General features: G+C 66.9%; 13 protein-coding genes. 8 read left to right on the top strand and 5 right to left on the bottom strand.

The genetic code is table 11. The features are described from left to right. A partial coding sequence (locus CBW66_RS22670) for a TolC family protein (RefSeq protein WP_172402990.1) occupies nt 1–888 on the bottom strand: 888 nt, incomplete at its 3' end. 94 nt (nt 889–982) lie between these two features. Between CBW66_RS22670 and CBW66_RS22665 the strand changes: the two genes are divergently transcribed. The 3 genes from CBW66_RS22665 to CBW66_RS22655 all read left to right on the top strand — a co-directional run bounded on the left by CBW66_RS22665 (nt 983) and on the right by CBW66_RS22655 (nt 5,851). Continuing rightward, nucleotides 983–1,603 (top strand): TetR/AcrR family transcriptional regulator, encoded by a 621-nt coding sequence (locus CBW66_RS22665; RefSeq protein WP_086140963.1) that lies wholly within the window; start codon nt 983–985, stop codon nt 1,601–1,603. An 82-nt stretch (nt 1,604–1,685) separates the two neighbouring features. Further along, nucleotides 1,686–2,792, top strand: coding sequence for an efflux RND transporter periplasmic adaptor subunit (locus CBW66_RS22660; RefSeq protein WP_086140962.1), 1,107 nt, complete (start codon nt 1,686–1,688; stop codon nt 2,790–2,792). Then, nucleotides 2,789–5,851 (top strand): efflux RND transporter permease subunit, encoded by a 3,063-nt coding sequence (locus tag CBW66_RS22655; protein WP_086140961.1) that lies wholly within the window; start codon nt 2,789–2,791, stop codon nt 5,849–5,851. The genes CBW66_RS22660 and CBW66_RS22655 overlap by 4 nt, the downstream gene beginning before the upstream one ends. A gap of 259 nt (nt 5,852–6,110) precedes the next feature. Here the strand turns inward: CBW66_RS22655 and CBW66_RS22650 are convergent, their stop codons facing one another. Then, nucleotides 6,111–7,148, bottom strand: coding sequence for an AraC family transcriptional regulator (locus tag CBW66_RS22650; RefSeq protein WP_170933136.1), 1,038 nt, complete (start codon nt 7,146–7,148; stop codon nt 6,111–6,113). A gap of 226 nt (nt 7,149–7,374) precedes the next feature. Between CBW66_RS22650 and CBW66_RS22645 the strand changes: the two genes are divergently transcribed. Beyond that, nucleotides 7,375–9,384 carry a glycoside hydrolase family 3 protein gene (locus CBW66_RS22645; protein WP_086140959.1) on the top strand — a complete coding sequence of 670 codons (2,010 nt, stop codon included), beginning with the start codon at nt 7,375–7,377 and terminating at the stop codon, nt 9,382–9,384. A gap of 13 nt (nt 9,385–9,397) precedes the next feature. On the opposite strand, the gene CBW66_RS22640 is transcribed toward CBW66_RS22645, so the two are convergent. Further along, entirely contained in the window at nt 9,398–10,516 is a 1,119-nt protein-coding gene (locus tag CBW66_RS22640; protein WP_086140958.1) for a Gfo/Idh/MocA family protein, read from the bottom strand. Nucleotides 10,517–10,550: 34 nt separating this feature from the next. Then, nucleotides 10,551–11,741, bottom strand: coding sequence for a phytanoyl-CoA dioxygenase family protein (locus CBW66_RS22635; RefSeq protein WP_086140957.1), 1,191 nt, complete (start codon nt 11,739–11,741; stop codon nt 10,551–10,553). Nucleotides 11,742–11,844: 103 nt separating this feature from the next. On the opposite strand from CBW66_RS22635, the gene CBW66_RS22630 reads away from it, so the two are divergent. The 4 genes from CBW66_RS22630 (at nt 11,845) to CBW66_RS22620 (ending at nt 15,777) form a co-directional block, all read left to right on the top strand. Next, nucleotides 11,845–12,654, top strand: coding sequence for a LacI family DNA-binding transcriptional regulator (locus CBW66_RS22630; RefSeq protein ID WP_230492113.1), 810 nt, complete (start codon nt 11,845–11,847; stop codon nt 12,652–12,654). Nucleotides 12,655–12,705: 51 nt separating this feature from the next. Then, nucleotides 12,706–12,894: a hypothetical protein gene (locus CBW66_RS29510; protein WP_230492114.1), complete on the top strand. Its 189-nt coding sequence runs from the start codon at nt 12,706–12,708 to the stop codon at nt 12,892–12,894. Between the two features lie 66 nt (nt 12,895–12,960). Then, nucleotides 12,961–14,769 (top strand): DUF885 domain-containing protein, encoded by a 1,809-nt coding sequence (locus tag CBW66_RS22625; RefSeq protein WP_170933135.1) that lies wholly within the window; start codon nt 12,961–12,963, stop codon nt 14,767–14,769. Between the two features lie 60 nt (nt 14,770–14,829). Beyond that, nucleotides 14,830–15,777, top strand: a complete 948-nt coding sequence (locus tag CBW66_RS22620) for a DMT family transporter (RefSeq protein WP_086140955.1) — start codon at nt 14,830–14,832, stop codon at nt 15,775–15,777. 40 nt (nt 15,778–15,817) lie between these two features. Here CBW66_RS22620 and CBW66_RS22615 read toward each other — a convergent pair. Then, a partial coding sequence (locus CBW66_RS22615) for a YDG domain-containing protein (RefSeq protein WP_253251343.1) occupies nt 15,818–17,239 on the bottom strand: 1,422 nt, incomplete at its 5' end.

The following is a 17,239-nucleotide window of genomic DNA, read 5'->3' as shown; positions in this document are numbered from 1 at the left end:
CAGCAGTTCGCCCGGCGAACCGCCGGCCGTGATGCGCGGCGCGCGCGCCCTCACGCCGGCGGCGGCCATGTCATCGCCGTAGGTGCCGGGTGCCGCGCCCAGCATGACGTCGAGCGCATGCAAGGCCACCTCGCGCGCCGTGTCCAGGCCGGGCACGACGGCGCGCGCCTGCGCCAGCGATGCTTCGGCCTGCCGCAGCGCCGGCTCGTTCGCCAATCCCTTGTCGTATAACAGCGTGGCGAGTTCCAGCAGCGCCGCGTCGGTGTCGACCTGCAGGCGCGCCAGGTCGAGCCGCGCCTGCAGGCCCTGGATGGACAAGTAAAGGTCCGCCGTTTGCGCCGCCACGGCCAGGCGCGTCGCGGCCCATCGAGCCTCGCTGGCCTCGTAATCGGCGCGCGCCGCTTCACGTTCGCGGCGCAGGCCGCCGAAAAGGTCGAGTTCCCACGACGCCTGCAGGTTCAATTCGCGCGCGCTGCCGGCGCGCTCATAGCCTGGCGTGGCGTTCAAGACCCTGCCCAGCGGCGTTTGCACGGACTGGTAGGCGCGCGCAGCCTGGCCGCCAATGCTGGCCGACGGCAGCAGCGCGGCGTCCGCCGCACCGGTGGCGGCGCGCGCTTGCCTGACCCTGGCCTGCGCCTGTTCCAGGTCGAGGTTTTGCGCCAGCGCCACCGTTACCAGATGGGTCAGGCGCGGATCGCCGAACGCTGTCCACCACTGCCGCAGTTCGGCCGCGTCCGCGTCCTGGCGCGCGCCGAGCGCCGCCTGGTGCAGATACTGCGCCGCCAGCGGCGCTTCGGGCCGGCGGTAGTCCAGGCCAGCAGTGCAGCCAGCGGCGGCCAGGCCGGCGGCGATCAGCAGAAAGGGGAGGCGCAGGCGTGGCAGTGGCATGGTGGTCTTCCAGTTCAAAAAAGAAATAAAGGGTGACTATAATACATATTAGTCACTTATTGTGCATTCCGTCGCGGCGCGGTAAGCTGTCGCCATGAATTCCACCACACCCGACACACCAAGCCCTGCGCGCGGCCCGGCCGGTCACGACGTGCGCGACCAGATCGTTGCCGCCGCCACCGATTACTTCAGCCGCTACGGCTATGAAAAGACGACTGTCTCCGACCTGGCCAGGGCGATCGGCTTTTCCAAGGCCTATATCTATAAATTCTTCGAATCCAAGCAAGCCATCGGCGAGCATATCTGCGCCAGCTGTCTGCGCCAGATCGAAACCGAGGTGAGAAACGCGGTCGCGGCGGCCGGCCAGCCGCCGGAGCAGCTGCGGCGCATGTTCAAGGCCAGCGTCGAGGCCAGCTTGCGGCTGTTTTTCCAGGACCGCAAGCTGTACGACATCGCCGCCTCGGCCGCCACCGAACGCTGGCCTGCCGTGCAAACCTACGAGCTGGCGATGGGCGCCTTGCTGCAGGATATCTTGCGGCAGGGGCGCAAGACGGGCGACTTCGAGCGCAAGACGCCGCTCGACGAGACGGCCAGCGCGATCTATCTGGTGATGCGCCCCTACGTCAATCCCTTGCTGCTGCAACACAGCGTCGACAGCAGCGAAACGGCGGTGCCGCAACTGTCCAGCCTGGTGTTGCGCAGCCTGTCGCCATAGCCTTTGAATGAAAGGTGACGATTGACTTAATTGGTCACTAGTACCAGAATGAGAACCCTGATCACTCATTCATGGGACTCTTATGCGCTGGCGCCGCCTCGCTTCATCTATTGTCATTTCAACTTTACCCTTGGTGTTGGGCGCCTGCGCCGACAAGGCGCAGGCCGATCCGCGTACGGCCGTGCCGCTGGTGCGCGCCGTCGCGGTGCAGGGCGCCGAAGCGGGCACGCGCAGCTTTACGGGCGTGGTCGCGCCGCGCGTGCAAAGCGACCTCGGTTTTCGCGTGGCCGGCAAGGTGCGCGAACGGCTGGTCGACGCCGGCCAGGCCGTGCGCCGTGGCCAGCCGTTGATGCGCCTCGACGCCGACGACTTGCAACTGCTGGCGCAGGCACGCCACGAAACCGTCATCGCCGACCGCGCCCGCGCGCGCCAGGCGGCGGATGAGGAAGCGCGCTACCGCGACTTGCGCGGCACGGGGGCCATCTCGGCATCCGGCTACGACCAGGTGAAGGCGGCGGCCGACGCGGCCGGCGCCCAGCTCAAGGCTTCCGAAGCCCAGGCCGGGGTGGCGCGCAATGCGCTGCAGTACGCGGTGCTGCTGGCCGACGCCGACGGTGTCGTGATGGATACCCTGGCCGAACCGGGCCAGGTGGTGGCGGCCGGGCAGGTGGTGGTGCGCCTGGCCCATGACGGCCGGCGCGAAGCGGCGATCCAGCTGCCGGAAACCGTGCGCCCCGCGCTCGGCTCCAAGGGCCAGGCCACCCTGTTCGGCAGGCCGGGCGCCGGCGTGCCGGCCACCTTGCGCCAGCTGGCGCAGACGGCGGACCGGCAAACGCGCACTTTCGAGGCGCGCTATGTGCTCGACGCGGCGCTGTCGAACGCGCCGCTGGGCGCCACCGTCACCGTGCGCCTGCCCGGCGCGCAAGCGGCAGGCGACGCCGTGCAAGTGCCGCTGGCGGCCCTGCACGATGCGGGCACGGGGCAGGGCGTGTGGGTGATCGCCGGTACGCCGGAGCAAGTGAGCTGGCGGCCCGTCAAGGTACTGGGGCTGCACGATGACGGCGCCGACGTGGGCGGCCTGAAGGCGGGCGAACGCATCGTCGCGCTGGGTGCCCATTTGCTGCACCAGGGAGAGCTGGTCAGGGTCGAGCCGGCGCCAGTGGCCGCCGGCGCGGGAGCGCATCCATGAGCGCGGCGGGCTTCAACCTGTCGGCGCTTGCCGTGCGCGAGCGTTCCGTCACCCTGTTCCTGATCTGTCTCATTTCGCTGGCCGGCCTGCTGTCGTTCTTCAAGCTGGGGCGCGCGGAAGACCCGGCCTTCACGGTCAAGGTGATGACCATCGTCACCGCCTGGCCTGGCGCCAGCGCGCGCGAAATGCAGGACCAGGTGGCCGAGAAGATCGAAAAGCGCCTGCAGGAGTTGCGCTGGTATGAACGGGCCGAGACCTACACCAGGCCGGGCCTGGCTTTCACGACCCTGACACTGCTCGACAGCACTCCGCCCGGGCAGGTGCAGGCCGAGTTTTACCAGGCGCGCAAGAAGGCGGGTGACGAGGCGGCCAATTTGCCGGCCGGCGTGATCGGCCCCATGATCAATGACGAATACGCCGATGTCACCTTTGCCCTGTATGCGCTGAAGGCCAAAGGCGAGCCGCAGCGCCTGCTGGTGCGCGAGGCGGAAACCTTGCGCCAGCGGCTGCTGCACGTGCCGGGCGTAAAAAAGGTCAATATCATCGGCGAACAGGCCGAACGCATCTACGTGGAGTTTTCGCAGGAACGCCTGGCCACCCTGGGCGTGCGGGCGCAGGACGTGTTCGCGGCACTGCACGGCCAGAATGCCCTCACGCCGGCCGGCTCGGTCGAAACGCGCGGGCCGCAGGTGTCGATCCGCCTTGACGGCGCGCTCGACGCGCTGCAAAAGATCCGCGATACGCCCGTGGTGGTGCAGGGGCGCACCTTGGCCCTGTCCGATATCGCCACCGTACGCCGTGGCCAGGAAGACCCGGCCAGTTTCATGGTGCGCAATGGCGGCGAGCCGGCGCTGCTGCTGGGCGTGGTCATGCGCGACGGCTGGAACGGGCTGGACCTGGGTAAAGCGCTGGACGGGGAGGTGACGGCCATCGTTGCCGCCATGCCGCTGGGCATGAGCCTGGCCAAGGTCACCGACCAGGCCGTCAATATCAGCGCGGCCGTCGACGAATTCATGCTCAAGTTTCTCGCCGCGCTGCTGGTGGTGATGCTGGTGTGCTTTATCAGCATGGGCTGGCGCGTCGGCATCGTGGTGGCCGCCGCCGTGCCGCTGACCCTGGCCGTGGTATTCATCGTGATGGCCGCGACAGGCAAAAACTTCGACCGCATCACGCTCGGTTCCCTGATCCTGGGCCTCGGCCTGCTGGTGGACGACGCCATCATCGCCATCGAAATGATGGTCGTGAAAATGGAGGAGGGCTACAGCCGCATCGCCGCCTCCGCCTACGCCTGGAGCCATACGGCCGCACCCATGCTGGCGGGCACACTGGTGACGGCCGTCGGCTTCATGCCCAACGGCTTTGCCCGTTCCAGCGCCGGCGAATACACGAGCAATATGTTCTGGATCGTCGGCATCGCGCTGATCGCTTCATGGGTGGTGGCGGTGGTGTTTACGCCCTACCTGGGCGTCAAGCTCTTGCCCGAGCTGAGCAAGGTCGCCGGCGGCCATGACGCGCTGTACGACACGCCGCGCTACCACCGCTTCCGCCGGTTGCTGGGGCGCGTGATCGCCCGCAAATGGCTGGTGTTCTGCACCGTGATCGGCCTGTTCGTGCTGGCCGTGCTGGGCATGGCCGTCGTCAAGAAACAGTTCTTCCCGATCTCGGACCGCCCTGAAGTGCTGATCGAAGTGCAGCTGCCCTACGGCAGCGCGATCGGACAGACCAGCGGCGCGGCGGCGAAAGTGGAAGCCTGGCTGGCGCGGCAGCCCGAAGCGAAGATCGTCACGGCCTACGTGGGCCAGGGCGCGCCGCGCTTTTACCTGGCGATGGGGCCGGAATTGCCCGATCCTTCGTTTGCCAAGATCGTCGTGCGCACCGACAGCCAGCAGGCGCGCGACAGCCTCAAGCAGCGCTTGCGCGTGGCCGTTGCCGCCGGCCTGGCGCCGGAGGCGCGCGTGCGCGTCACGCAACTGGTGTTCGGCCCGTACTCGCCGTTTCCCGTCGCTTACCGGGTCAGCGGCCCCGATCCCGAAGTGCTGCGCACCATCGCCGACGAGGTGCGGCGCGTGATGCAGGCCAGCCCGATGATGCGTACCGTCAATACCGATTGGGGCACGCGCACGCCCACCCTGCATTTCAGCCTGCAGCAGGACCGCTTGCAGGCGATGGGCCTGACGTCGGCCGCCGTGGCGCAGCAGCTGCAGTTCCTGCTCAGCGGCGTGCCCGTCACCGCCGTGCGCGAAGATATCCGCACGGTGCAGGTGGTGGCGCGCGCGGCTGGCGACGTGCGGCTGGACCCGGCGCGCATCGCCGACCTGACCCTGGCCGGCGCGAATGGCGAACGCATCGCGCTGTCGCAGGTCGGCAGCGTCGAGGTGCGCTCGGAAGAACCCGTGATGCGCCGGCGCGACCGCCAGCCGACGATTACCGTGCGCGGCGACATCGCCGACGGCATGCAGCCGCCCGACGTCTCGGGTGCCATCACGGCGCAGCTGCAAGCCGTCATCGGCAGGCTGCCGGCCGGCTACCGCATCGAGCAGGCCGGCTCCGTCGAGGAATCGGCCAAGGCAACGCAAGCCATGCTGCCGCTGTTCCCCATCATGCTGGCGCTGACCCTGCTGATGATCATCCTGCAGGTGCGCTCGATTTCGGCGATGGTGATGGTCTTCCTGACCAGCCCGTTGGGCCTGATCGGCGTCGTGCCCACCTTGCTGCTGTTCCAGCAGCCGTTCGGCATCAATGCGCTGGTCGGCCTGATCGCGCTGTCGGGCATTTTGATGCGCAATACCCTGATCCTGATCGGCCAGATCCATCAGAACGAGGCGGCTGGCCTGGCGCCGTTCGACGCCGTGGTCGAAGCGACCGTGCAGCGCGTGCGTCCCGTGATCCTCACGGCGCTGGCGGCCATGCTGGCCTTTATTCCGCTGACCCATTCGGTTTTCTGGGGTACCTTGGCCTATACCCTGATCGGCGGCACGTTCGCCGGCACGGTATTGACCCTGGTATTTCTGCCGGCTATGTATGCGATCTGGTTCCAGATAAAGTCGGGTAGAGATTGAAAACAGCGGGCCGGCGACGCGGGCCTGAGAAAATGCCGATGGCGGCGTTGCGGCTTCCTTGCCGTACTTGCGTACTGTCTGCGTCGCCGCGCCTTGCCCTCGACATTTTTCAGGCTCGCTTGGCCCGGGGAGCCTGTCTCCCCGACTTGGGCCGTTGCGTGGTTTGGCGGTTTGCCGGTTTGCTGGTTTGCTTTTTGCTTTTTGCTTTTTGCTTGTTGTTTGTTGTTTGTTTCTTGTTGCTTCTTCCTCGTCTCTTTCTCTAGGCTCCGGCGGCATCTTGCCGGTAGCGCGCCGGCGGCAGTTCGAACTGGTTCTTGAAAAAGCGGGTGAACGCGCTTTGCGAGGAAAAGCCCAGGCGGTCGCTGATTTCCGCCACGCTCAGACGCGTTTCGCGCAGCAAGCGGCGCGATTCGCGGCTCTTGGCGCGCAATTCCAGCGCGCGGAACGAGGTTTGCTCCTGCTGCAGCTGGCGTTGCAGGGTCCAGCGGTTCATCGCCAGGCCGTCGCACAGGGCCGGCAGCAGTGCGGCGCCGTCGGCATCCCCTGCGCCTTGCCGGCCCAGCAAGTCGATGATGGCCTGCTCCACGCGGGCCGAAAACAGCTGCGCTCCCTGCAGCTGCTGCAACTGCCCCTGCGCGTGGCGCAGCGCGTGCGGCGCCAGCATGGCGTTGAACTGGGCGAAGGGCCGGTCCAGCGCCGGCGCGTCGAACGTCAATGTATTGCGCGCCTGGCCGAAGGTGGCGGCGGCGCCGAAGCACTCGGCAATGGCCGGCGCGAACCACGGCGCCTTGCCCTGGAAGCCGGCACGGAAGGCGGTGGCCGCGCCATCGTCGTAGGCGCGCGCCACCAGCGACAGCATGCGGAAATTGGCCAGCGCCTGCATGGCGCCGCCCGCCGGACAGAACTCGGACAGGTATTCGATCTCGATGCGCGTGCCGTTTTCGCTCATCAGCATGAAGTCGAATTCGCCGATCAGCCCGCGCAAGTGCAGCAGCTCGTGCAGCGCGCTGCGCAGGGTGGGGCGGTTGAAGCAGACGTGGGCGATGGCCGAGTAATGCGCGAACCAGTGCGTCACGTCGAGGTCGAGCAAGCCGCGGTGCTGCGGCAGCTGCTGGGCGTAGGCGGTCATGCGGCGGTGCCGCTCGGCGTTGATGCGTCCGCCAGGTTCCGTGAGCTGCGCCGGCGTGATGCCCGTCTGGCGGAAAAAGTCGGCGGGATCGTGGCCATCGGCCTGCATGGCGCGCGCGCATTGCTGCGCGATGCGGTTCGAAACCGTGCGCGTGTCGGGTTTGTGCAAGGCTGTCTCCTGCTTATTCTGCGTATTCTGCTTGTTGTAGTAATTTTTCACAAATATTAGCACTTTGTAGGAGATTGTTGGTTGTCGTCCCATCTAAACAAAAATTGTTCTCGCGGGTATAAAACGCGTGCTGCGCGGTCAAGAAACTCACGCATTCTCACGCTATATTGTTTTCGGCCGGCCTTGCTGCCGCGCCTTGATACCTACAAAAACAGTCTTGGAGATAATGATGAATTGCACTTTGAAACCGATGGCCCGCATGGTCGCCGGCTGCGTCGCCACGCTTGCCCTGGCCGCCTGCGGCAACGACACCGTCAGCGAGGAATACACGCAGCCCGTATTCGGCGCCACCACCTACAACCAGCTGAAAGTCGACGGCTATACCTTCAAGGACATGAACCGCAACGGCAAGATCGACCCGTATGAAGACTGGCGCCTGTCGGCCGAGGCGCGCGCCGACGACCTGCTGTCGCGCATGAGCCTCGATGAAAAAGCCGGCCTGATGATGCACGGTACGGCGCCCACCGTGGCCGATCCCACCGGCATCGGCCAGGGCGGCGCGTACGACCTGGCGGCCCTGCAAGACCTGATCGTCAAGCAGTACGTCAACACCTTCATCACCCGCATGGCGGGCGACTCGGCCAATATGGCGGCCCAGTACAACAAGGTGCAGGCCCTGAGCGAAACGTCGCGCCACGGCATTCCCGTGTCGATTTCCACCGACCCGCGCCACCATTTCCAGTACACGGTGGGCGCCAGCGCCGGCACCCAGGGGTTCTCGCAATGGCCGGAAACCCTGGGCCTGGCCGCCATCGGCGACGATGCGCTGGTGCGCCGCTTCGGCGACATCGCGCGCCAGGAATACCTGGCCGTCGGCATCACGCAAGCGCTGTCGCCGCAGGCCGACCTGGCTACCGAACCGCGCTGGTCGCGCATCAACGGCACCTTCGGCGAGGATGCCGACCTGGCCAAGCGCATGGTGCAGCACTATATCGAGGGCTTCCAGGACGGCAACACGGGCCTGCATGACGGCAGCGTGGTGGCCGTCGTCAAGCACTGGGTCGGCTACGGCGCGACGAAAGAGGGTTACGATGGCCACAATTACTATGGCCGCTACATGACTTACCCGGGCAACAACTTCGCCTACCACGTCAAACCGTTCGAAGGCGCGTTCACGGCCAAGGCGGCCTCCGTCATGCCGACCTATGCGCTGCCGGACGGGAACATCACCATCGACGGCATCACGCTGGAGCAGGTGGCGGCCGGCTTCAGCAAGACCATGCTGACGGATCTGCTGCGCGGCAAATACGGTTTCGAGGGCGTGATCCTGTCCGACTGGGGCATCACCTCCGACTGCGACGCCAACTGCCGCAACGGCACGGCGCCTGGCGTGGCGCCTTCCTTCATCGGTTTCGGCACGCCGTGGGGCATGGAAGACGCCACCAAGGCCGAGCGCTACGTCAAGGCCGTCACGGCGGGGATGGACCAGTTCGGCGGCGTGACGGAGGCGCCCTACCTGACCCAGGCCGTGCAACGGGGCCAGCTGACGGAAGCGCGCATCGACGCGTCGGCGCGGCGCATCCTGATCCAGAAATTCAAGCAGGGCCTGTTCGAGCATCCGTTCGTCGATGCGGCCAAGGCGGCGGCCACGGTGGGTAAGGCCGACTTCATTGAGGCGGGCCTCGATGCGCAGCGCCGCTCGCTGGTACTGCTGGAAAACAAGGACAAGGTCTTGCCGCTGGCGGCCAGCGTCAAGAAGGTCTACCTGTACGGCATCGACGCTGCCGTGGCCAAGCAATACGGCTACACGGTGGTGGCGACGCCGCAGGAAGCCGACGTGGCCCTGCTGCGCGTGGCCGCGCCTTTCGAGATCCTGCACCCGAACTACATCTTCGGCAGCATGCAGCATGAAGGTCGCCTGAACTATGTCGACGGCGACGCCGACTACGAGGCGATCAAGAACGCGGCGAAATTCGCGCCGAAGACGGTAGTGACTGTTTACCTCGACCGCCCGGCCATCCTCGGCAACGTGCAGGACAAGGCCAGCGCGGTTCTCGCCAACTTCGGCGTCAGCGACGGCGCGCTGTTCGATGTCTTGACGGGCAAGGCCAAGCCGCAAGGCAAGCTGCCGTTCGAACTGCCATCGTCGATGGCCGAAGTGCAGGTGCAGAAATCGGACGTGCCGTATGATACGGCGCATCCGCTGTACAAGTTCGGTTACGGCTTGGCCTACTAAACCGTCCTTGCCATCAACGCAGGGAAATCCAGCTGCGCTCCTGCACCGAGCGCAGCGCAGCGGCTATCAGCCGGTCCACCTCATAGCCGTCGCGGAAGGTGGGCCAGACTGGTTCGCCGCTGGCGATGGCGTGCAGAAAATCGCGCGCTTCGATGACGATCTGCTCGTTGTAGCCGGTGCCGTGCCCCGCGCCCTGGGAAAATGCCAGGTAGTCGGGGTGGGCAGGGCCCATCAGCAGGCGCTGGAAACCCTGGCGCTGCGCGGGGCGGCCGGCGTCGTACAGCCACAGCGCATTCTGGTTTTCCTGATCGAAGGCGATCGCGCCTGTCGTCCCCGTGATGCGGTAGGTGTAGCCCATCTTGCGCCCGGCCGCCACGCGGCTGAAGGTGAGGGCACCGAGCGCGCCGTTGGCAAAGCGCAGCATCACATTGCCCTGGTCGTCGTTTTCCACCGCTTCCATGCCGTGCGGACCCTGGCGTTGCGCGTGCACGGTGTTCATGTCGGCCACCAGCGCGTCGACGGGACCGCCCAGGCGCAGGGCCAGGTTGAGCAGGTGCGAACCCACGTCGGCCAGCGCGCCGGCCCTGGTCGCCGTCGCCTCGCGCGTGCGCCAGGAAGCTGGTGCGCGCGGGTCGTGCAGATAGTCTTCCACGTGTTCGGCGGCGACGTGGATGATCTCGCCAATCTCTCCCGATTCGATGATCTGCCGCGCCAGCTGGCTGGCGGGCGTGCGGATGTAGTTGTAGCCGACCATATTGGCCACGCCCGCGCTTTCCGCCGCCTGCGCCAGCATCAGGGATTCGGCGGCCGTCATGCCCAGCGGCTTTTCGCAAAACACGGGCTTACCCTGGGCCAGCGCCGCCAGCACGATGTCCTTGTGCGTGGCCGGCGGCGTGGCCACGATGACGGCGTCGATGGCGGGATCATTGACCAGCGCGCGCCAGTCGCCCGTGGAGCGGTTCCACCCCAGTTCCCGCGCGCTGCGGGCGGCGCCTTCTGCGCTGCTGGTGCCGATGCAGGCGCACACGGGATTCAGGGTCGTGTGAAAAATGCTGCGCACGGCCTTGTAGGCGATGGTGTGGGCCTTGCCCATGTAGCCGGCGCCGATCAGGCCGATGTTGATGTCTTGCATATGCGGATTCTCCGTTCGTGTCGCGGTGAGGGATTCAGGCTTGCTGGCGCCAGGCGTGGCTGTCCAGCGCGTCGATAAAGCGCGCGGCTGGCCAGTCTTGCGCCATCGCTTCGTGCATCAGCTGCTGCTGCGTGGGCGGTGCCATGCCGGCTATGGGCTGGTCGTGGTCGAGGTTGCTGGGGAAGGCATAGCCTTCGGCGCAGGCGGCAATCGCGTGGCTGACGCCAATGTCATCCAGGACTCCCTGCGCGCGCAGCGCCTGCAGGGCCGGATACAGCGCGGCGCTCATGGCGCGGCGGTCCAGCGCTTCCATGGCGCGCCCGAACGGCGACGACACTTGCAGTAGGTTGGCCATGCGGCGGATGTCGGGCGAGCGGTTATGCCCGGCCGCATGGAAGAGGGCCGGGTTGAAGAACACGGCGTCGCCTTTGGACAGTGGCAGCTGCACGCAATGCTGCGCAAAGTAGTCGCGGAACGGCCGCTGCTGCCAGGCGAGAAAACCGGCGCGGTAGCGCTGCGACCCGGGCAGGTACAGGGTGGGGCCCGATACCAGCGGCATGTCGCAATGGGCGACGGCGCCTTGCAAGGTGAGCAGGGCCGACATCCGGTGCGCGGGGGCGGGGTAGGCGGCGCAGGCGGCGGGACTCTGGAAGCCCAGGTGATAGTCGCGGTGCGGCCCCTGGGCCGCTCCGCCCGGGTTGACGACGTTCACTTGCGCCGTCATCTGGTAGGCCGGACCGAGCCAGGCCTCGGCGATCCACGCGAAGACGGGATTGGCGTAATAGCGCGCGAACGCCTCGGGTGCCCGCAGACACAGTTTTTGCTGGGCGTTCCAGATGCGGTCGTTTGCGCCCGGTTGGGCAAAATGGTCGCCGCCCGCCTGGCCGCTCGCATGCTGTTCGGCGATCAGCGCGCGAAAGACGCCGCTGACCTGTTCCAGCGTGTCCATGTCGGCGACGGCGCGTTGGAGCACGATGACGCCCGGACCATCCATCAGCGCCTGGCCCCATTCGGCCTGCAGCGCGCGCAGCGACACCGCACTGGCGGCCAGCGCGCGCACCCGGTCGCAGTCGTAGACGAGAACGTTTTCTTTCACCGCGGCGGCGTGGGGATAGTCGCTCAGCGCCGTGCGTTGGCTGACGGTGGCGATGAAGTCTTGCAGGTCGCAGTGTTCCGGCGTCAGCCAGTACGGGGTGCTCTGCGCGGCGGCGTCTGTGGTGGGCATGCGGTGTCTCCGTTGTTTAAGTTGTAGAATCAGTATAGGGATGAAAATCCGCATTTTTCATCGGGAAATCCATCAAAAAAACATCAATTAACGTGGACATCGCATGACGCATCCGTTTCCCGTCAAGGTCGTGGCGCTGCAGGCCGGCGTCAGCGTGGCCACCGTCGACCGTGTGATCAAGCAGCGCGGGGGCGTGCACGCCAATACGGTGCGCCGCGTGATGCAGGCGCTCGACGAACTGGCGCGGCAAAGTACGCAGGTGGGCCTGTCTGGAAGAAAATTCATGCTCGACGTGCTGATGGTGGCGCCGCGCCGCTTCACGGACGCCGTGCGGGCCGCGCTGGAGGCGGAGCTGCCGTCCTTGCATCCGGCCGTGCTGCGCTCGCGCTTTCACCTGCATGAAACGCTGGACGTCGAGGACATCGTCGAACTGCTGGAACGCATCCGCAAGAACGGCAGCCACGGCGTGCTGCTGAAAGCACCGGACTTGCCAGCGGTGGCGGAAGCGGTGAACCGGCTGGCGGCGGCCGGCATCCCCGTCGTGACCCTGGTGACGGACTTGCCGGCTTCCGCGCGCCGCAGTTATGTGGGGATGGATAACCGCGCGGCCGGGGAGACGGCCGCATGCCTGGTCGGCCACTGGCTGGGCGCGGGCAGGCGCCCAAGGAAACAGCAGGTGCTGGTAACCTTGAGCAGCAACCGCTTTCATGGTGAGGAAGAGCGCGAGATCGGCTTTCGCCGCGCGCTGCGCGAACGTCACCGCCATTTATCCATCGTCGACGTAAGCGAGGGCCACGGCATCGACGGGGCCACGGGGGCGCTGGTGCGTCAAGCCCTGGCAGATCATCCGGCCATCGCCGCCGTGTATTCGATCGGCGGCGGCAATGCCGCCATCGTGCAGGCCTTTGCGTGAGCGGGCCGGTCCTGCCAGGTCTTCATCGGTCACGATCTCGACGCGGACAACGTGGCGCTGCTCAAGTCGGGCGCCATCCAGGCCGTGCTGCACCACGACCTGGGCCAGGACATGCGCCGCGCCTGCCAGGAAATCCTGCGGGCGCAGGGTGCACTGCCGGCCCAGGCGCAATCGCCGTCACTGTCCGCCATCCAGATCGTCACGCCGTGGAACCTGCCCGTCCTGAACGGGGTGAATTGACAGGCCTGCAAGGCTGGCCGATACTCGCCGCTTCGCTCATCGCTTACCTCAGGAAGGAATCCCCCGATGTCCGTTACTCCGCAATTGTGCAAGACCGTGCTCGCCGCCGCGCTTGCAGCCGCGTTGGCCATGCCCGCCATGGCCGCCGCCCCCGTAACTGCCGCCGCCCCGTCGCCCTGGATCGAGGCGAGCAATCGCAACGCGGCCATCGTGCTGGCGGCGCAGGCGCAGTTCTCGCCCGAAGACGCCTCCGATACGGGCCTGGCCCAGTACGACGGCCTGGCCGCCGACCTGGGACCGGACATCACCGGGCGCCATGTGGCGGCCATGCAGCAGGCGCGCGGCAAGCTGCAGCAAAAGCTGGAACTGGAGCGCGACGAACGCATACGCCAGGACCTGGAAATTCTGATCGGCGCCGTCGACCAGGAAATCGCCGGCGCCCGGCTGGAAGCCCAATACACCTTGCCATGGGTCGATGTGCCGCAAATGGTCTTTGAGGGCATGCAAAGCCTGTTGCAGGAACAGCGGCCGGCCGCGCGCCGCGCCAAGGCGCTCGAGCGCCTGCAACGCTATGTGGGCCAGTATCCGGGCAGCACGCCGATCACGCAGCAGGCGCAGGCGCGCTTCACGGAAAAAATCGGCACGCCTGGCCTGGCCGGACCCGTGCGCATGCAAGTGGCGCAGTCGCTGGAAAACGTGCCGACGTATATCGCCGGCATCCGCAAGCTGTTCGCCGACATGAAAATCGCCGGCGCCGAACCTGCGCTGGCAGCCATGGAACAGCAGTTGAACGCATACGCGGCGTGGGAGAAGCAGGTGGTGCTGCCATTGGCGCGCACGGACTTCCGCATGGCGCCCGAGCTGTACGCGTTTCGCCTGAAACAGGTGGGCATCGACATCGAACCGCGCGCGCTGGTCGAACGGGCGCAGGTGGCTTACCTGGAAACGCGCGCCGCCATGCAGGCGCTGGCGCCCGTGGTGGCGGCCAAGCTGGCCTTGAAAGGCGTCGATGGCAGTGATTACCGCCAGGTGCTGCGCGCGCTGAAGGCCGATTCCATCCCCAACGCGCAGCTCGAGGCGCATTACAAGGGCGTCAATACGCAGCTGGAACAGCGGATCACCCGGCAGCGCGTGGTCGATATCCCTGCGCGCGCCATGACCATGCGCCTGGCGTCCGCGGCAGAATCGGCGGCCCAGCCGGCGCCGCATATGCGTCCGCCTCCGCTGATCGGCAATACGGGAGAGCACGGCCAGTTCGTCCTCCCCGTCAGCAATCCGGCCGCCAGCGGCAAGGGCGAGGCGTATGACGATTTCAATTTCGCGGGCGCCGCCTGGACCCTGAGCGCGCACGAAGGCCGCCCTGGCCACGAGCTGCAGTTCAGCGCCATGGTGGAGCGGGGCGTGTCGCAGGCGCGCAGCCTGTACGCGTTCAACAGCGTCAACGTGGAAGGCTGGGCGCTGTACGCGGAAGCGGAGATGATTCCGTACGAGCCGGCCGAGGGCCAGTTCATCGCGCTGCAGTTCCGCATGCTGCGCGCGGCGCGCGCCATGCTCGACCCGATGCTGAACCTGGGGCAAGTCACGCGCGAGGAGGCGGGGCGCATCCTGACGGATGAAGTGATGCTGTCGAAAGCGATGGCGCGCCAGGAGCTGGACCGCTACACCTTCAATATGCCGGGCCAGGCGGGCAGCTATTTCTATGGCTACATGCGCATCCTGCAGCTGCGCGCGGAAACGGAGCTGGCGCTGGGCGACAGATTCGACCGCCTGGCCTTCAACAACTTCCTGCTGGGCCAGGGCTTGCTGCCGCCGGACTTGCTGGCCAAGGCCGTGCGCGAACACTTCATCCCCGAGCAGAAAAAAGCCAGGGGCTGACGCCATTGCGCGCCGCATGCCATACTGGCGTCCTTGACATAGTGACGTGAGTGTGGCCGCATGTGGCGTGGGATCGTATCCGGTTTGCTGGCCGGCGCCTTCTGGGGCGCCGTTTTCATTGTGCCCGTCTTGCTGCCGGATTTTTCTCCGGTCGAACTGATGGTGGGCCGCTACGTCTGCTATGGCGCGCTGGCGGCCGGCCTGATGCTGCCGCGCCTCTTGCCCCTGCTGCGCCGGCTGCGGCGCGGCGACTGGCTGGCCATGCTGCGCCAGGCGCTGGCCGGCAACGTCGTGTATTACCTGCTGCTGGCGTATGGCGTCAAGCTGGCCGGCGTGGCGCCCACGTCCCTGATCATCGGCTTACTGCCCCTGAGCGTGACGATCTTCGGCCACAAGGACCACGGCGCGCTGCCCTTGCGCCGCCTGGCCTTGCCGCTGCTGCTGGTAGCGCTGGGCATCGCCTGCATCAATCTCGACATTTTCAGCCATGCCGGTAGCACCGGCGCGGACGGCGCCAGCCTGGCGCACAAGCTGGCCGGCGTGCTGTGCGCCATCGGCGCGCTCGCCTGCTGGACCTGGTATGCGCTCGACAATGCCCGTTTCCTCAAGCGCCACGCGCACTTCAGCAGCGTGGAATGGTCGATGCTGTATGGCCTGGCCAGCGGCGTCATCGCCCTGGCCGTGGGCGCCGTGGCGCTGGCGCTGGGGCAGGCGGGTGAAGCCGCTGGCGGGCCGGCGCGCGACTGGTCCCATTTCTGGCTCGTCTGCCTGCTGCTGGCCCTGGGCGCTTCCGTGATCGGCAATTACCTGTGGAACCTGGCGTCGCGCCTGGTGCCGGTCACCCTGTCGGGCCAGTTGATTTTGTCGGAGACCCTGTTCGCGCTGCTGTACGGCTTCGTCTACGCGCAGCGCATGCCGCGCGCGCTGGAATGGCTGGCCATGCTGTTGCTGGCGGCGGGCGTGCTGTGGTCCGTGCACGCGCACGCGCGCCAGCAGGGGCAGGCTTGAAGCGAGATGGGCGCGGCGGCCGCCCCCGGCGTTCCACCACTTACTGTACTTCCGCGATCACCATCGTCGCACGCTGGCTGCCGATGACCAGCAGCACTTCCAGCGGCAGCGCGCCGTCGGGCAGGCGGGTGACGGCGAAGGTCTTGCTGTCGCCGTCGTAGCTGATCCAGGCCGGCAGCGGTGCGCCGCTGGCCAGGTTGGCCTGCACGGGCACGCGGTTGACGGCGGCCGCTTCGACGATTTGCGCCGGCAGGGGGAAGCCGAAAGCGTTTCCTGCGTCGGCGATCTCCTTCGGTATCGAAACGGCGATCGCGCCATTCTGCTGCAGCGACGCGGGCCGTACCAGCGACACGCTGATGCTGGGCGTGCGGATGATCTTGAGCGCCGTGCCGGCGGCCAGCGAGGGCACGGCCGGCGGCGTGCTGCTCAAGCCGGCGTCTGACGACGGTATCTCGCCCAGCGGCGGCATGCTCAATCCGGGCGCCACGCGCTGCTGCGCCAGCGGCAGGGTCGGCAACGGTGGCACTGGCACGACGACGGGCGGCGGTACCTGGACTTCGGCGTCGAGAATGTCCGCGCTGAGGCCTTGCGGCTGGCTCAGACTGTAGTTGGCCGCGTCTGCCCCCGCCAGTGCATAGCCGTTGACGCTGACCGGCTTGGCCTTGCCGGTCGTGGCATCGGCAAAGCTGGCGCCCGGCGTGCCGGCCAGGGCGACTTCGTCCTCGCCGAAGATATTGATGACCGCCGTGCCGCCCAGGCTGGCCACGGCATTGCCGTCAAACGTCTTGTTGTTGGCGTGGACACCCGTCACAGTGATCAGCGCGGGAGTGATGTCGCCAACGAGGCCCGGCTCCTGGCCAATCGCGTAGTTGCTGTCGCTGGAGGTATAGCCAACCAGGGCGATGGCCTTGCCCTTGCCCACATTCTTGTCGGCAAACTGGCCGCCGCCATTCCCGCCCACGGTGACGATTTCACCATCGAAGCCCGACACCACCGGCGTGCCGGACAGCGTCACGCTGCGCGTGCCATCGTAGGTCTTGGCTGCCGCCACGCTCAAGCCGCTCACTTGCAGCACGGCCGGCGTGATGGTGGCCGTCAGGCCCGTCGGCTGCAGCAGGAGGTAGTTGCCGTCTTCCATCGTGTAGCCGGTGACGGTGACGGCCTTGTTGCTGCCCGCGTTCTTGTCGGCGAACAGGCCCGTGCCCGTACCCGTGACGGTGACCACGTCGTTCCCCAGCGCCTGCACGGTGGGCGTACCCGTGATCAGGGCGTTGCGCGTCGTGTCGTAATTGCGGCTCTGCGCGCTGATCCCCGTCACTTGCAGCAGGGCGGGCGTGATGCTGGCCGTCGTCAGGGCGCTGGTGTTTTCCACGATGTAGTTGCCGGCATCCGCGCCGGCGGCGGCGATGCCGCTGACGGTGACGGTTTTATTGACGCCCACGTTCTTGTTGGCGAAGCTGGC

The sequence above is a fragment of the Janthinobacterium sp. GW456P genome (genome assembly GCF_002127655.1).
GTDB lineage: Bacteria > Pseudomonadota > Gammaproteobacteria > Burkholderiales > Burkholderiaceae_D > Janthinobacterium.
The sequence above is the reverse complement of the archived record's forward strand: the minus strand, read 5'-3'. Positions and strand labels throughout refer to the sequence as shown.